Here is a 15618-nt window from a genome sequence, read left to right on the forward strand (position 1 = left end):
TAGAAGACTAGTTGCCAAGTCGATAGATTTATGCTAAGATTAATTTCGCTGTCACTCTTAGTGAGGACAAGCAAGTGCAACAACAAGCATGGCCCGTTGGTCAAGGGGTTAAGACACCTCCCTTTCACGGAGGTAACAGGGGTTCGAATCCCCTACGGGTCACCATCTATGTAATAACTCCGCTTGGGATGAGAACCTATTAGGTTCGTCGGAGCTTGACTTCGTAAGGAATCGCTTCGCAGTCTCGGAGCGTAGCGGAGAGTATCCCCTACGGGTCACCATCTTTTATCATGAACGCTTAGCTCAGCTGGGAGAGCACTACCTTGACAGGGTAGGGGTCAGCGGTTCGATCCCGTTAGCGTTCATCCATAGCAATACCCGGAAAGCCTTGCTTAGCAAGGTTTTTTTTATTTTTTGTTTTGGCGCGCCCGGCCTGGCATCCTTGAGAGTCCGACGGGAAAATATAACTGTTCTCGATTATTTGTAACCCCGAATAGCGGATACGTATACCGAATAACGAAAAATTGCAATTGGATCGCAAGCCGGAAATGTACATAATGGGGGCGTACGGATGTTGGTACAAGGAACCATACAAGGAGTATTTACGAAATACGAAAAGGGATTGTGAACGGTATGAATCAGATGGACAAACTTACGCTGCATGGGGGACGCGGGTCCGAACGAAACCGATGCCGTCCGTGCGAGCAGGCGTATCGCTGTACGGAGAAGAAGAGCTGAAGGTCGTGAATGAAGCTCCATCGTCTAGGCGGGCGATCTTTCCTGTATTTGCGCATGAGCGGGTGATAACACGAGGCTGGCCGTGAGGGTAGAGGCATTTGCCATTATATGAATATCGTGAAGGAAGAACGCCCGGTGCAACCGAAGGGCGTTCTTTTCTGTTAGCATGGCCGGCTTGTGGATATGCGTAGGCAGAACGGATGCGACCGTATCGACCGCGCAAAGCTCGGGAGCTGCGGTGCTGCCTGTGACCGCTGCGTCCGGCATGAGTGTCGGCGACGTGCTCGCCGTTTGCCTGGAAGACCGGACGACGCAGTGGACGGCTTGTGCAGGTAAACTTGGGCAGGCACAGGAGCGGAAAGATGACGTCCTTCCCCGGGGTAAATCTGTCGGAACCTTCTGAGAATAGTAACCGGAGTCGTGAGGCTCCGCTGAACGGCAGAAGCAGCAGAGGCCGTCGTGCCGAAGTAAGGGACGCCTGAACCGCCGGGAAGGGTCCAGCTTTCGGAACGGTCCACCGTGGTTTTGCGGATAAGGGTCTTTAGTATATCTTATTTCGGCGCAGGCAGCGGTTTGTGAAGGAATAAGAGCGATTTTAGCTCTTATTTTGCTTGCCGGGTAGAAAGAGCAAAACTGGCAGACCCTATCCTCCTCGAGTTGGGCGACTCAATGGGGCTTTTACAAGAATTACTTCTTCACTAGCAAAATAATAACAAGGGCGGCGACGAGGAGGAGAAACAAACCTCCGGCGATCAGCAGCATAAACGAAATACTCACAGGGTCAGCTCCCTTCCACGCTCCGATTGGGATTCGGCTGCCGGGAAACGGTCAGGCGGAGAATCGGCGTCTGGTTAGACGGTAAGCGAGTTACTCTATTGTATCGCTTATTATAGCATACGAGGACAACGAGAGGGCGGCGACGGTCGAGACAGCTCCCAACAGATTACTGTGACTACGCCCTGCATGAATGCGATCGGTCGACCGCAAGCTGCCTCATTTGGTTGTTATGCAGGGGCTTCTAATCGGTGTCGGACAATTCAGAGCATTGTGTGTTTGCGAGATTATGTGAAAAGGCCTTGCATTACGCGTGCAATCATAGTATAGTATGAAAAGTGATCAAACGGAACGCAGCTGTTGATGTGGCGGATGAGATCCAAATCATAACGACGCGGGGTGGAGCAGCCCGGTAGCTCGTCGGGCTCATAACCCGAAGGCCGCAGGTTCAAATCCTGCCCCCGCAATTTGATTTACCTAGTGGAGCTGTGGTGTAGTGGCCTAACATGCCTGCCTGTCACGCAGGAGACCGCGGGTTCGAATCCCGTCAGCTCCGCCATTTGTATTACTTGCAGTACGGATGAGAACCTTTAGGTTCGTCGAAGCGTTACTTCGGTAGTATAAGCTTCGCAGTCTCGTTACGGAGTAACGAGTATCCCGTCAGCTCCACCATTTTATTTAAATAGTAGACTACAATCGCGAATCTGCGATTTTTTTGCATTTTATGGAGCTTTTTTAGTTGAGGCGTGCTTTTCTTTAACATTTTGTTCCGATGAAAAGGCAGTCCCCCTTCGATCGAAGGGCGGGGACTGCCTTTGACGTTTGTAGCGGTACTACTTTTACGGAATCTAGTCCGCTTTTACAGCTCCGGCAGCTTCCCTTGATTAATCTGCCGGATGACGTCCAGCGGGAGCTTCGGTTTGCGGTCGTAGGTGAGCAGGCCGTTTTTCTCCTGTTCGACGTCCGTCAGCTGCGTGTAACAGTAGCCTTGTACGACCGGGCTTTGCAGCAGCGGATGAACGACGTCGGCCAGCCTGCGGGCGAAATCGGCTTCGTCTTTGGCGCCGGAATACCCCCAGCCTTCCTCGCCTTCTTTCTTGAAGGCGATCCCGCCGAATTCGGTGACCAGAATCGGCTCGCCTCCGTAGGCGAAACCACCGGCGAAAATCGCCCGCCCGGCCGGAACGGCCGAGACTGCTTTGTCCGCGGAGCTGTACCGTTCGGCAAGCACCTCGCGTTTCCATTCATAGTCGTGGATGGTGCACAGGTCGGTGGTGGCGTGCTCCCAGCCGTCATTGGATACGACAGGCCGGGTGACATCCAGCGATTTGGTCAAATAATACATCGCCTTGGCGTGCATCTGCTGCTGGTTGTCGTGGGAGATGTCCGGGACACCCCAGCTTTCGTTAAGAGGCACCCAGGCGACGACGCAAGGATGGTTGTAGTCCCGCTCTACGGCTTCCGTCCATTCGGAGGTCATGCGCCGCACATACGTTTCCGAGTACATGTACGAATTGGCCATCTCGCCCCAAACGAGCAGACCGAGCTTGTCGCACCAATACAAGTAGCGGGGATCTTCCACCTTCTGATGCTTGCGCGCGCCGTTAAAGCCCATCGCTTTGGTCATCTCCACATCGTAACGAAGCGCCTCGTCCGTCGGCGCGGTCAGCAGACCGTCGGGGAAATACCCTTGGTCCAGCACCAGCTTCATGAAGCAGGGGCGGTTGTTGAGCAACAGCTTGCCGTTATCGATCGAGATTTTGCGCATGCCGAAATAACTTTTGACCACATCTACGGCCTGCCCGTCCTGGATCAGCTCGAAGGTGACGTCGTACAGCTGCGGATTTTGCGGACTCCACCAGCGGCCGGAATCGTGGCCGTATTTATCGGTCAGAACGATGCTGCGGGATTCCGTTTCGCGGCGCATGCTGAACAGATCTTCTGCGACGAGCTCTCCTTTAAATGAAATGGTCGTCCGTACCGCAAGCGAGCTTAATACCGGATCTCCGGCCGTATAAGGGTGCGAGAGAAGAAACTGCAGATGAATGCGATGATGGTCAATATCCGGTGTCAAACGGACCCGTTTCAGGTGGGCTGGAGCAACCGCCTCCAGCCATACCGTCTGCCAGATGCCCGTCGTGCGCGTGTAAAAGATCCCTTCCGAGCGGTCCTTCCAATACTGCTTGCCTCGGGGAAGCGAGACGTCGCGGCTGAAGTCCTGCGCGCGTACGACGACAACGTTGCTCCCGGAGCTTGTAACGTAATCGGTAATATCCGCTTGAAACGGCGTATGGCCCCCGCTATGTACGGCCGCGAGCTGACCATTCACCCACACTTGGGCTTCGTAATCGACAGCGCCGAAATGCAGGTTCACCCGCTTGCCGGTAAAGGAATCCGGCAGCTTGAACGAGCGCCGGTACCATACGATATCGTGGATATCGGGATCTCCGATGCCGCTAAGCTTGCTCTGGAAGCAGTAAGGGACAGTGATCGTTCGGGTTAGCGGCTGGGCCGCGCCGGCGTACCACTTCTCCCGCACGCCTTCGTCACGATCGTCGTAGTCGAATTCCCATTGGCCGTTCAAATTCAGCCAGTCGCTGCGCTCAAATTGAGGGCGGGGATATTCCGGACGGGGAATGGCCGGATGCTGGTTCATCGTTCATCTCTCCTTAAACTCAATAATTTATGTGATGAAACAATTGAAATTGAGGTAATAGGTGCAGAAGGAAGCACTCTCCCTTCTGCAATCGATCCGTAACGGCACAGCGGTCGGGCGGAGTGTGCCGGAGGAAGTGTTGTTGCGAACCTTTTCCTTACGAGTGTCCGGATTTGTGCGGTTTGTAATCGAACCGGACGAGCAGATCCTGTTCGTAGTTGCCGAATTTGCTGCCGAACAGGTTCAATCCGCCGATGTTGGCGGCATCCGGCTTGACGCCGATCCGCAGCGCAAAGGCGGGGCTGTCGTGAATGCCGAGCTGGTCTACGGTTACGTCGGATAAACGCCGGCCGTCGATATAGCTTCCGTTCTCATCGACCTTCCACTTTTTTAGCAAACCGTACTGCGTATTTCTCAAATCCCACCATGGCGGGTTCAGAAGCCCGGGCTCGCCGCCGAAGTCACCCGGACTTAAATAAGTGCCGAGTTCGACGCCGTTGATCGATACGGTGATGTCGGAAGGCCAGTTTGCATTGTACAAGGGAGCTTCCGAGCACAGCTCCATGGAAATCTCGAGTCCGGTCAGCCGGGCGTCGTAGGGCACTTTATTCGGAATCTGGTATTGAACATATCCTTGCCGGAACCAGAGCAGCTGAGCTCCGGCCTTGTCCGGCTCATAAAAGCTGCGGGGATCGTCCAGATAGCCGATAATGCTTTTGTCGCTGACGAGTCCGCACGTCGGGCGCACCTCGCATTCGGAGTACAGGCCGATCGGCATGTGGACGTATCGGGCCGCTTCCTCGACGGGCGAGCCTCCCGGCTTCAGCTCTACGACGAGCTGATCGAACTGCGACGAGCAAACTTTCTGAAAGCCGCGAACGCCGGGCATCAGTTCGGTTTTGATCAGATTCGCCTCTTCCAGCTTCTTGATATTTACGGTTGCCGTGGAGGAAGGGAGACCGAACATGTCGGCGATTTCGTTGACGTTCATGTCGGCCTTCTGAATTTGCTTAAAGATGTCCAGCCGGGATTCGTTCGATAACGCTTTGGCGATTTCGATAAATTCGTCAACCGATACTTTTAGAACACGGGACATGGGGGATAAGATCCTTTCGATGCGATTGGTTCAATAAAAGTTGTTAATGTTCAATAAAAATATAACTCGCTTTACATACAGAGTCAATAGAGAAACGTCCGCCTTAACCGGCAAATTACCGCGTGCCCGGGATGTGGGTGGGAGCGTCGTCTATCCGAGCTCGGGATACGCGCTAGGAACGATGTGCATCAGAGCCCGGGATGTTCGTAAGAGCGATGTCTATCAGAGCCCGGGATTACGCGTTAGAAGCGACGTGCATCAGAGCCTGTGATGTCGTAGGAGCGATGTCTATCAGAGCCCGAGATGCTCGCGCAATACCGCTTTCGCTTCGAGTGCCTTGCCTTCCCGCAGGAGACGGATATACCGCGAATGTTGCTCATAGGAGGCGGCAGCGTGCGACCGGTCTGTCCCCGTGGAGGCGGCCGCTTGCCGGATGAACAGCTCGGCTAACGAAGTGAAGGAGCTGTTGAGCAGAGGTTGCACGACGGCAAGATGAAGATTCACGTCCGCCTCGGTTTGCCGGGATTCGGAGCCGGCGCTTGAGGCCCACTCTTCGTTTAGACGTTCCAGCTCTGCAAACGGAATGTTTCTGCCCTGCTCCAGCACGGCATCAACCGCGGACGCCTCCAGCAGGTAGCGGATTTCGAGCAGCTCCCGGCCGCCTTTCCGGTTCAGCTGTGCGGCGAACGACAGCTGTTCCAGAAGCGGACTAAGACTGTTGGCCGAGATGAACGCGCCTTCGCCATGGCGAATTTCGAGAATTCCCGCGCTTTCCAGCGAACGCAGCGCTTCCCTGAGGATGGCGCGGCTTACTTTCATCGTCTGCGACAGCTCCCGTTCGGCGGGCAGCTTGTCTCCGGGGGCGATGTTATGCTCGACGATATATTGTTTTAGTTTGTGGACCACTAGTTTACTGAGCGTATAGCGCTCCGCTGTTTCGATCGGTTTCATCCGGTTAACTCCTTTTCCATGATTAGGTTAGGGAATCTGGTCAGACCACGATTTTATAGACATCGTATTCGTTTTCGAATAACTTGTCAATGAAGCGGCTTCAGCGGAATCCGTCATTCATTAACGATAAAATCTGTTGACACCGGTAAAGCGAACCCCCTATAGTAGTAAGTGAATGTAAGATGGTCCAACCATCGACTATTTGTAGTTTCGGATGGTTAAAGTTGCTGTATAGGGGAAGCTGATCGGTCGCGATTTTGCGTACGAGCGGGCCTATCGCTTAAAAGGCTGCAAAGAATTATATATGGTCTAACCATAATATATTTATGCAAGGTGGAGGAGCCGATGATGAAGACAGCTTGCTGCTGGGAATGCGGCCGTACGACAACGGATATGCGGCTGTATGCATGCCCTGATTGCGGCGGTATTTTGATGCTGCAATATGAGGGGGTTATAGGACCTTGGAAAGACGACGGACAGCCCGGGTTGTGGAAATACCATCGGCTGCTGCCGGATGTTCCGGAGGCTTGCCGGCTTTACTTGGGCGAAGGAGCGACTCCGCTCGTACCTAGCCGCAGACTGGCGAAACGGCTGAAGGTGGGCGAGCTTTATTTCAAGCTGGAGGGAGGCAATCCTACCGGATCGTATAAAGACCGCATAGCGGCTATAGGCGTATCACGGGCGCTGGCGGGAGGGCGTTCGGCCTGCATCGGCACGACGTCGGGCAATGCGGGGGCGGCCGTTGCCGCTTATGCGGCGGGGGCGGGCATCCCGTACCACTTGTTCGTGCTGGAGCATATGGCGGAAGCGAAGCTGGCGCAAGTGCTCGCGTATGGAGCGGACGTTCGCAAAGTCATACGGTTCGGAACGGACCCGGAAGTCGGCGACAAAGTGTTCGGCCGTATTTTCGAAGCGGCGCGGCTGAACGATTGGGAAGTGATGATTACGGCGTTCCGCTACAATACGTACGCGATGGAAGGAGTAAAGACGATATCCTTCGAGCTGGCCGAGCAGCTCCAAGCACCGCCGACCCGCGTATACGCCCCTGCAGGAGGAGCCGGTCTGTACGTCGGAATCTGGAAAGGGTTCGAGGAACTGCACGCCCTCGGAGCGATTCCGGTCAAACCTCACATGACCGCCGTCCAATCGGCGGGCTGCTCGAATATCGTCAGAGCGTATGAGGCAGGCGGGCGCACACCGGCCCCGGGACCTTCGACGTCGCTCATATCCGGTCTGCAGGTGCCGAATCCGCCCGACGGTACGATCGCCCTAGACATTATGGCGCGCGGAGACGGCTCCGCTCTGGCGGTGGAGGATGAGGAGATCTGGGAAGCTCAACGGCTGCTGGCCGAGGAAGAGGGGATTTTCGGCGAACCGGCCGCAGCGGTTTCGCTGGCCGGACTGATCCGCCGGTGCCGCGAACAGGGCGGACTTCCGGACGAACGGGCCGTCTGCGTTATTACCGGCGTCGGGTTTAAGGACGGCAACCGGCTGCTCAACATGGTCGCGCACAAGCATGTACCGATGCTCGAGGTGGAGCGCTTGGACATATGACCTGCCGGACGAGTCGGAGTAACCTGGCGTATGCCTGAACTTATATGGTGAGTTGATCATGAGTTTTGGCGGTTGCTCCAACCGGGTTCCAGACAAGGGAGCAGCTCTGACTTTGTTAGGATCATGAGAGGATTAAAGAAGGATGGGATCAAAATGGGAGCCATACGGTTAGCGATCGTCGGGCTGGGCCGGTTCGCCCTGGCGCATGCCCGGATCTGGTCGCAAATGGAACACATTGAAGTCGTTGCGGTATGCGACCGCAATCCGGAGACGTTCGGCCCGTTTCGGGCGATGTTTCCCGAAGCCCGCTGCTATACGGACTGGAAAGAGCTGATCGACAGGGAATCTCCGGATGCAGTCGATGTGCTGACGCCCGAACATTTGCACGCCGAGCCGGTCTTGCATGCGATCCGGTCCGGGGCGCACGTCTTTGTAGAGAAGCCGCTCGCTTCCGCGCCGGAGGAGGCGGAGGCGATGATTCGGGCCGCCAGGCAGTATGGCCGGATTTTAATGACGGGACACGTGCTTCGCTTCGATGCCAGATATACCGAGGCCAAATCCCGCATCCTGCGGGGCGAGACAGGACCGATTCGCTCGATTTACGCCAAGCGGAACAACGGCAAAAAATATTTCTCCATCTATAACCGGATTTCTCCCGTATTCATACTCGGTATACACGATATCGATCTGATGCACTGGCTGTTCGAGGATGACGTTATCGAGGTAACGGCCATCCGTTCGGCATCCGGTCATCCTACGGAAGATCTGATCTGGGCGATGCTGAAGTTCGCGCGAGGCGGGATCGGCATATTGGAGAACAACTGGCTGCTGCCGGACGGGGCGGCTTCCCCTGCGGACGTGCGGACCGAGATTACGGGAGAGCTCGGCAGTCTCATTATCCGCGATCCGGAACGCGGGATCGATTATATCGGCAGCTCGTCGGCCGAACAGCCGGCGCTGCTGACCGGATGCGAGGTGCACGGCCGGGTGGAAGGGCCGCTTGCCCGGGAACTAGAGCATTTTGCGCAGTGCGTGCGTCTGGGACGCCCGTCCGACATTCTCCGCCCGTCGGACGCCTGGAAGGCGGTTCGCGTAGCGGACGCTGTCCGACAGTCCGCCCGGGAAGGCCGTCCGGTACGGCTGACGCCGGCAGCGAATCCCTTATGAAGCTGACCGGGCGTGTGCGGGTGGTAGGAGGCGGAGGACTCGGATACGGACTAAGCAGCCATTACGACTGTAACGTTTATGCGCTCGACTGCGGCAGCGGCGGATACGCCCTGATCGACGCCGGCTCGGGGATCGAGCCGGAGCTGCTGCTGCGCAGGCTTGAGGAGGACGGGATTGCTCCGGAGCGCGTCACGCGGCTGCTGCTGACGCACGCTCACGCGGATCATGCAGGCGGCGCGAGGGCGATCCGCGAACGGCTTGGCGTTGAGGTCGTCGCCGCGGAGAAGACCGCCCGCATGGTGGAGCTCGGCGACGAGGTCCGCACGTCGCTTGCGGAGGCGAGAGCAAGCGGGACGTATCCGCCGTGGTACCGGCTCCAGCCTTGCCGGATTGACCGGACTGTGGCGGCAGGCGACAAGATAACCGCAGGCGATCTGTCTTTGCAGGTCATAGCGGCGTCCGGGCACAGCTTCGATATGGTTTGTTATTATTGCCCGGAGCTGAAGGCGCTGTTCTCGGCGGATGCCGTCTTTGCCGGAGGCAAGCTGGCGGTGATCCGGACGCCGGATTTCTCGATGGACGCGTACAGGCAGACGATAACCGGGCTGAGCAAGCTCGAGGTCGAGCAGCTGTTTCCGGGCCACGGCTATGCCGTCACCGAGCGCGGGGGTGAGGATGTCGCAGCTGCGCACAGGCGGTTCCGGGAAGGGGTGGCGCCGCAAAGCATCGTATGAGGCGGCGTGTGAAGCGTCGGCCGGAGTCCCTCGGTGCGGAGCGCCGCAAAAGGAAGTTACGTTGCGCTGGCAGCTGTGCCTCAAAATTACGAATGAACGCAGAAGAGGGGATAAGACCGATGACGATTCGGATGGAGCTTCAGCACTATGAAGCGAAGGCGGTTTGCCGGGGGGAGAAGCGTTACCTGGAATGTATGGTAGACATCGGCTTGGACGAGCCGCTGGCGCTCCCGGTGCTGCAAGTGGACGGAGCGGAGGCGGGGCCGGTTCTGCTCGTGCTGGCTGCCGTTCACGGAGACGAATACGAGGGCGTGGAGACGGTGCTGCGGTTATACCGCAGCTTACGACCGGAACGCCTTGTCGGGTCGGTCATTATGATTCCTGCCGCCAATCTGCTTGCGTACCGGGGAGGCACGCGGATCACGCCGGAGGACGGCGTCAATATGGCGCGGGCTTTTCCCGGCAATCCGCACGGCACTCCGACGGAGCGGCTTGCTTACCATTTGCATCACCGCTTTATTGCACAGGCCGACTTCCTGCTCGATCTGCACAGCGGAGGAGCGCATTACGCCGTATCCACGCTCGTCGGCTATTACGAGAACGAAGCGTCGGAGACCGGCAGGCGCAGCCGGGCGGCGGCCGAGGCGTTCGGCGCGGAGCTGCTGTGGGCGCATACGGACATCGCTCCCGGAAGGAGCGTGTCGTCGGCGCTGTCGCTGGGCGTGCCGTGGCTGTACACGGAAGCTTACGGCGGACGGCGAATCCGGCGCGAGGATGCGGAACTGTTTTACGCCGGCGCGTACCGGCTGATGCGGCATCTGAGGATGCTTGGAGAGTCGGTTGACGAAACGGACGAAACGGGCAAAACCGGAGATCAAGCCGGGGCGCACGCGGAACAGGCGGTTCAACTCCAAGTGCCGGCTCATACCGGAGCGAAAGAGGCCGGACGGTGCCCGCCAATGCGGATTTACGGGGACGGCAATTTTGACGGCTCCGAGACAGCTGAAGCGGACGGATTTTTTATACCCGCCGTATCATTAAATACAATTGTCCGCACGGGGGACAAAATCGGGGCCGTATGCCGGCTAGACGGCCGGGAGCTGCAGGAGGTAAGGGCAACGCGCGGCGGGATGGTGGTTATGCTGGCGGGAAGTCCGCCGGTACGGGCGGGCGATCCTCTTTTTATGCTTGCCGAGACGGAACCGCCGGTTTTGCCGCAGTAAACGACGGAGGGCGGGCAGCCCGTTCATTTTAGGAGGTTAAAATCCATGTCCACCTATGATCTGACGAAATATGAAGGCGTATTTGTAGCGATGAATTCCTGCTACGACGAGTTCGGCGAAGTGAATCCTTCGGCGGCGAAAAAGCTGACCCGTTTTCTGCTCGATAAAGGGGTAAGCGGTCTATATGTAGGCGGCAGTACGGGAGAAGGGCTGATCCAAAGCGTGGAGGAGCGCAAGCGGATGCTCGAAGCGGTGATGGAGGAGGCGCGCGGCCAAGCGGTCGTCATCGCCCATATCGGAGCGGCGAATACGAGGGACAGCGTGGAGCTGGCACGTCATGCCGAGCAGACTGGAGCGGACGCTTTGTCGTCGGTAGCCCCGTTTTATTACCGGGTGAGCGACAAGGCCGTCAAGCAGCATTGGAACGCGATGATCGACAGCACGGAGCTACCGTTTATCATTTATCATATTCCGTCGACGACCGGATTCCACTTAAGCGCTTCTGTACTGCAAGAAATGAAGCAAAACCCGAAAGTAATCGGCGTGAAAATTACGACGTCCTCCACCTACGAGCTTCAGCAATTTAAGGCGATCGGCGGCGATCGGTTCGTCGTATTCAACGGTCCAGACGAACAATATCTGGCCGGCAGAATGATGGGCGCAAACGCCGGAATCGGCGGCACCTACGGGGTGATGCCCGAGCTGTTCGTCGCGCTGGAGCGCCAGATCCGGGCCGGGAAGCTGGAGGAAGCTTTGTCGCTGCAGGTCCGGATCAACGAGATCATTACCCGGATGCTGGAGCTGCCGATTTACGGAGCGCTCAAGGAGCTTATCAAGCGGCGCGGCATCGATTGCGGCGGGGTGAGAGCTCCGCTCGAGCAGGTGATCGGCGAGCACGAACGGCAGCTCGACGAGCTGTATAACCGGATTATGCAAGCTGTGGGCGAGTGCGGAAAGCTCCAGCTCCAGGGATAATCGAAACGGCGAAACAGCCATTTAAGGGGCGATGGGAAATGGACGTAATGAGCATGTTCGGATTAAGCGGTAAAGTAGCCGTCGTAACCGGGGGAGCCGGTCTGTACGGCGCCTCCATCTCGGAAGCGCTCTGCGAGGCGGGGGCGACTGTGCTGATCGCTTCCCGAAGCAGGGAGCGGTGCGAGGAGGAAGCGGCCAAGCTTCGCGGGCGGGGGTATCGCGCGGAGGGAATGCGGCTTGATATGGCCGACGAGATCAGCATCGGCTCCTTCACGGCGGAGACGGCGGACCGGCACGGGCGGATCGACATTCTGATCAACAATTCGGTGTCCCGGACCGGTCTCGCCGATATCGAGCAGACGACCTCCGAGGGCTGGACGGAAGCGCAGCGCGTGAACGGGCTCGGGCTGATGCTGCTGACCAAAGCGGTCGTTGCCCGGATGAGGGATCAGGGCGGCGGAACGATCATTAACATCGCGTCCATCCAGGGCGTTCTGGGACCCCATTTTCCGGTATACGGAGAAACCGGCATGACGAGCGGAATCGAGTATACGTATGCAAAGTGGGGGATGGTCGGGATGACGAAGTGGCTGGCCAACTATTACGGAAAATACGGCATCCGCGTCAACTGCATCAGTCCGGGCGGCTACAATCCGGTAGGCACGGATCGCGAGATTCGGGCGGAGGAATTCGTGCGAAGCTACATCGAACGTACGCCGCTCGGGAGAATGGCGAACGATACGGACATTAAAGGGGCTATCGTCTACCTCGCTTCCGATGCGTCCCGCTATGTGACCGGCCACAATTTGATTGTAGACGGAGGCTGGAGCAGCTGGTAGGGAGCCAGCCAAAGCTTCTATGCAAGTGGGGCTGATTATTCTCCATGGCTATAGTCCGAAGGCCAGATCCCATCGAGACGTTTCGAATGGGAGAGCTCCGGAGTTGTTTGGAACGGGATGGACGTCAATTTTCATTCGTGCAACAGCGGAACATATCTAATTTTTGCCGGAACACGGCGGAGATCATTTCCCGTCCAACGGGAAGGAACGAAAACGTGCACGGGGGTGTGCTTTTTCATGCGCAACTGCCTATACCCAGGGTGACCGATGCGAATCGGATACACCCTATTTTGCGTGAAATCGACCAAGTCCGTATACTGGCTCTCCCCTTACAATAAAGTCGTAACCACACAGAATCCATTCCTTTCGAAGGGGAGACGTCATATGAGTACAGCGATGGAACAGACGATACTGACGGACGAACAGATCCGTTTCTACAGGGAGAACGGCTTTGTCCAGGTGGACGGCGTGCTGAACGCAGAGGAGCTTGAAGAATTGCGCGAGTATTTGGGGGAAGCGATGCAGGCCGATCAAGACAATTCGTTTTCTACGGACAAGGAAGGCGGAGCGTATTACCGCGTCTTGAACCAGAAGGTGAACACGTGGCGCGATCACGGCGGTATGGCCAAATACGTGCTCCATCCGCGCTTTGCCGGGCTGGCCAAGCAACTGACGGGGGCGTCCGCGATCCGGCTGTTCCACGATCATGCGCTGTACAAAATGCCGGGCGATTCCAAGCCGACGCCGTGGCATCAGGATATGCCATATTGGCCGATGAACGAGAAAGGCTCGCTGTCGATCTGGATTACTTTGGACGATGTGGATGAGCGCAACGGCTGCATGATGTTCGTCCCCGGCTCGCAAAAAGCCGGCAAGCTGAAAGGAATCGATTTCATCAATCCGCAGGATATCAACGAATACGTGGAAGATCCCGAGATTGCCGCGAAACAGCCGGTCATCGTCCGGATGAAAGCCGGAAGCTGCACGTTCCATGACGGCCTGACGTTTCATTACGCGCATTCGAACCAGACCGAGGCACCCCGCCGCGTTTTGGCGATTATTTATATGCCGGACGGCACGACCTACAGCGGCAAAAGCCATCCGGTCACGAACGGCGAGGCGCTGACGGCGGATCAGCCGATTCGCGGCCGCTTGTTCCCGGTGCTGGCCAAATAGGATCGACAACCGACTACTTTCACGGAGGAAACCGATGATGAATGATACGAACGGGAGTGTGCCCGTCCCCGTTTATACCGGCCCCATGAGCCGGTATAAGGATGACATTGTCCGGCATACGTGCGAGCTGATCCGAATCCGCAGCGTCAAGGAGCCGGAGCTGCCGGGCAAGCCGTTCGGCGAGGGGAACTGGCGCGCGCTCGACTATATGCTGAAGCTGGCCGAATCGATGGGATTTGCGGTCAGCCATACCGACGGCTACGCCGGTCACGCGGAATACGGCGCGGGGGAAGAGATTGCGGCCGTCCTGGTTCACCTGGATACGGTCCACGAGGGGGACGGCTGGAACTACGACCCGTTCGGAGGCACGGTCGCGGACGGGCGCATATACGGGCGCGGGGCCGCGGACGATAAAGGGCCTGCTGTGGTCGCTCTGTACGCGCTGAAGGCGCTGAAAGATTCCGGATATGTGCCCCGCAAACGGGTCCGGGTTATTTTCGGAACGAACGAGGAGAGCGGGATGAAGGACCTGGATTATTATTTTGCCAAGGAGCCGCTGCCAAGCCTTGCCTTCGCCCCGGACGCCGGGTATCCGATCTACAACGTGGAGCTGGGCAACATGCTCGTCGCTTTCCGGTGGATGCGTACCGAGGTCGATCTGGCTGCGGGAAGCCGGGTGGCCGTGCTCTCTTTTAGCGGCGGCATTCCCATCGCGCTTATTCCGAAGGAAAGCGGTATTGTGCTTGGCGCTGAGGACGAGGAAGGCCGGAAGGAGCTTGGCCGGATTCGGGAAGCCGTCTCCGGCATGGCGAACATAATGGCGGCATGGGATGGGGAAGGGGGCGACCGGCTTCGGATTCAATCCGGAAGTCAGCCGGTTCAGGAAGCCGAAACCGGGACGGCGAATGCCGTCGTGAACCTGATGGCGGCCATGCGCACGGCGAATTGCAGGACGAATATGGACGGCCTGTTGCGCTTTTTGCAGGAGCGGATCGGGCTGGAATCCAACGGTGCGTCGCTGGGCATCTCCTGCGAGGACGACGTGTCGGGCAAGCTCGTCGTATATGTGAAGCAGGTGACGACCGAGGAGGACCGGGTTGTGACGGTAGTGAGCATCCGTTACCCGGTAACCCACAGCGGCGAGCGTGTGATCGAGACGGTTACGGAGCTGGCCGGTTCTTACGGACTGGAGACCGATGTCATCCGCCATCTGCATCCGGTCTATGTGAACCCGGATCATGAGGTGATCCGCCGCTTGAGCCGCGCCTACGAACGGGTAACCGGCGAAAAGGCGGAGCTGCTGCGCATGGGTGCCGGCACATACGCCCGCAAGCTGCGCAATAACGGAGTGGCGTTCGGCGCCGGACTGCGCGGCGGGGTGAATAACAATATCCATGCGGCCGACGAGTTCGTCGTCATCGAGGACCTGATGCGTCACGCCGATATTTGTTACCAGGGGTTGTACGAGATCGCTCAGGAGTAAGGGAAGCGGCATGTAGAGCCAGCTGTAAAAACGATAAGACCGCAAGGCATCCGGAAAGTAGATTCCGGAACGCCTGCGGTCTTTTGGCGGTTCTTTTAAAAGAAGCCAACTCCAGAGGTATAGCAAACCGTTGGGAGTGGCCGATATTCGCGCCGTCGCGCCAACTGCGGCCGTCATTTCGCCAAAACGACCCGAATAGGAGGTACAAATCGCTCTTATCTCCCGGCAGCAGGATGCAGACTGACAAATAAG

12 protein-coding genes and 4 tRNA genes are annotated in these 15618 nt (G+C 57.5%); 13 read left to right on the plus strand and 3 right to left on the minus strand.

The features are described 5' to 3' along the window. The first annotated feature begins 90 nt into the window (after positions 1–90). From AC3Y2E_RS23245 to AC3Y2E_RS23265, 5 genes are all read left to right on the plus strand, one after another. Positions 91–165 (plus strand) — tRNA-Glu (locus AC3Y2E_RS23245). 127 nt (positions 166–292) lie between these two features. Then, positions 293–365 (plus strand) — tRNA-Val (locus AC3Y2E_RS23250). Between the two features lie 548 nt (positions 366–913). Next, on the plus strand, positions 914–1141 hold the full coding sequence (locus AC3Y2E_RS23255) for a hypothetical protein (RefSeq protein ID WP_379214610.1): 228 nt from the start codon (positions 914–916) through the stop codon (positions 1139–1141). A gap of 764 nt (positions 1142–1905) precedes the next feature. Beyond that, positions 1906–1979: transfer RNA gene (locus AC3Y2E_RS23260), tRNA-Met, on the plus strand. 15 nt (positions 1980–1994) lie between these two features. Beyond that, positions 1995–2071 (plus strand) — tRNA-Asp (locus tag AC3Y2E_RS23265). Between the two features lie 300 nt (positions 2072–2371). On the opposite strand, the gene AC3Y2E_RS23270 is transcribed toward AC3Y2E_RS23265, so the two are convergent. The 3 genes from AC3Y2E_RS23270 to AC3Y2E_RS23280 form a co-directional block, all read right to left on the minus strand. Continuing rightward, positions 2372–4168 (minus strand): glycoside hydrolase family 2 protein, encoded by a 1797-nt coding sequence (locus AC3Y2E_RS23270; protein WP_379214612.1) that lies wholly within the window; start codon positions 4166–4168, stop codon positions 2372–2374. A 157-nt stretch (positions 4169–4325) separates the two neighbouring features. After that, entirely contained in the window at positions 4326–5264 is a 939-nt protein-coding gene (locus tag AC3Y2E_RS23275; protein WP_379214614.1) for an ArsR/SmtB family transcription factor, read from the minus strand. Positions 5265–5555: 291 nt separating this feature from the next. Next, positions 5556–6215: a FadR/GntR family transcriptional regulator gene (locus AC3Y2E_RS23280; protein WP_379214617.1), complete on the minus strand. Its 660-nt coding sequence runs from the start codon at positions 6213–6215 to the stop codon at positions 5556–5558. Between the two features lie 345 nt (positions 6216–6560). On the opposite strand from AC3Y2E_RS23280, the gene AC3Y2E_RS23285 reads away from it, so the two are divergent. From AC3Y2E_RS23285 to AC3Y2E_RS23320, 8 genes are all read left to right on the plus strand, one after another. Then, on the plus strand, positions 6561–7769 hold the full coding sequence (locus tag AC3Y2E_RS23285) for a threonine synthase (RefSeq protein ID WP_379214619.1): 1209 nt from the start codon (positions 6561–6563) through the stop codon (positions 7767–7769). Positions 7770–7922: 153 nt separating this feature from the next. Continuing rightward, complete coding sequence (locus AC3Y2E_RS23290) at positions 7923–8936, plus strand: Gfo/Idh/MocA family protein (RefSeq protein ID WP_379214621.1); 1014 nt, start codon at positions 7923–7925, stop codon at positions 8934–8936. After that, positions 8933–9670, plus strand: coding sequence for an MBL fold metallo-hydrolase (locus AC3Y2E_RS23295; protein ID WP_379214623.1), 738 nt, complete (start codon positions 8933–8935; stop codon positions 9668–9670). Before AC3Y2E_RS23290 ends, AC3Y2E_RS23295 begins: the two co-directional genes overlap by 4 nt. Positions 9671–9789: 119 nt before the next feature. Then, positions 9790–10893, plus strand: coding sequence for a succinylglutamate desuccinylase/aspartoacylase family protein (locus AC3Y2E_RS23300; RefSeq protein WP_379214625.1), 1104 nt, complete (start codon positions 9790–9792; stop codon positions 10891–10893). A 45-nt stretch (positions 10894–10938) separates the two neighbouring features. Then, on the plus strand, positions 10939–11868 hold the full coding sequence (locus tag AC3Y2E_RS23305) for a dihydrodipicolinate synthase family protein (RefSeq protein WP_379214627.1): 930 nt from the start codon (positions 10939–10941) through the stop codon (positions 11866–11868). Positions 11869–11906: 38 nt separating this feature from the next. Further along, positions 11907–12707: an SDR family NAD(P)-dependent oxidoreductase gene (locus AC3Y2E_RS23310; RefSeq protein WP_379214630.1), complete on the plus strand. Its 801-nt coding sequence runs from the start codon at positions 11907–11909 to the stop codon at positions 12705–12707. A 384-nt stretch (positions 12708–13091) separates the two neighbouring features. Continuing rightward, positions 13092–13883, plus strand: coding sequence for a phytanoyl-CoA dioxygenase family protein (locus AC3Y2E_RS23315; protein WP_379214632.1), 792 nt, complete (start codon positions 13092–13094; stop codon positions 13881–13883). A 34-nt stretch (positions 13884–13917) separates the two neighbouring features. Further along, complete coding sequence (locus AC3Y2E_RS23320) at positions 13918–15366, plus strand: Sapep family Mn(2+)-dependent dipeptidase (RefSeq protein ID WP_379214634.1); 1449 nt, start codon at positions 13918–13920, stop codon at positions 15364–15366. Positions 15367–15618: the final 252 nt, after the last annotated feature.

This window comes from Paenibacillus sp. MAH-35 (assembly GCF_058135425.1).

What these genes read in the sequence shown, in the direction of transcription:
- AC3Y2E_RS23280 (WP_379214617.1), bottom strand. Translation starts at nt 6,215, where the DNA reads ATGAAACCGATCGAAACAGCGGAGCGCTATACGCTCAGTAAACTAGTG.
- AC3Y2E_RS23305 (WP_379214627.1), top strand. Translation starts at nt 10,939, where the DNA reads ATGTCCACCTATGATCTGACGAAATATGAAGGCGTATTTGTAGCGATG.
- AC3Y2E_RS23275 (WP_379214614.1), bottom strand. Translation starts at nt 5,264, where the DNA reads ATGTCCCGTGTTCTAAAAGTATCGGTTGACGAATTTATCGAAATCGCC.
- AC3Y2E_RS23310 (WP_379214630.1), top strand. Translation starts at nt 11,907, where the DNA reads ATGGACGTAATGAGCATGTTCGGATTAAGCGGTAAAGTAGCCGTCGTA.
- AC3Y2E_RS23315 (WP_379214632.1), top strand. Translation starts at nt 13,092, where the DNA reads ATGAGTACAGCGATGGAACAGACGATACTGACGGACGAACAGATCCGT.
- AC3Y2E_RS23320 (WP_379214634.1), top strand. Translation starts at nt 13,918, where the DNA reads ATGATGAATGATACGAACGGGAGTGTGCCCGTCCCCGTTTATACCGGC.
- AC3Y2E_RS23295 (WP_379214623.1), top strand. Translation starts at nt 8,933, where the DNA reads ATGAAGCTGACCGGGCGTGTGCGGGTGGTAGGAGGCGGAGGACTCGGA.
- AC3Y2E_RS23270 (WP_379214612.1), bottom strand. Translation starts at nt 4,168, where the DNA reads ATGAACCAGCATCCGGCCATTCCCCGTCCGGAATATCCCCGCCCTCAA.
- AC3Y2E_RS23290 (WP_379214621.1), top strand. Translation starts at nt 7,923, where the DNA reads ATGGGAGCCATACGGTTAGCGATCGTCGGGCTGGGCCGGTTCGCCCTG.
- AC3Y2E_RS23300 (WP_379214625.1), top strand. Translation starts at nt 9,790, where the DNA reads ATGACGATTCGGATGGAGCTTCAGCACTATGAAGCGAAGGCGGTTTGC.
- AC3Y2E_RS23285 (WP_379214619.1), top strand. Translation starts at nt 6,561, where the DNA reads ATGATGAAGACAGCTTGCTGCTGGGAATGCGGCCGTACGACAACGGAT.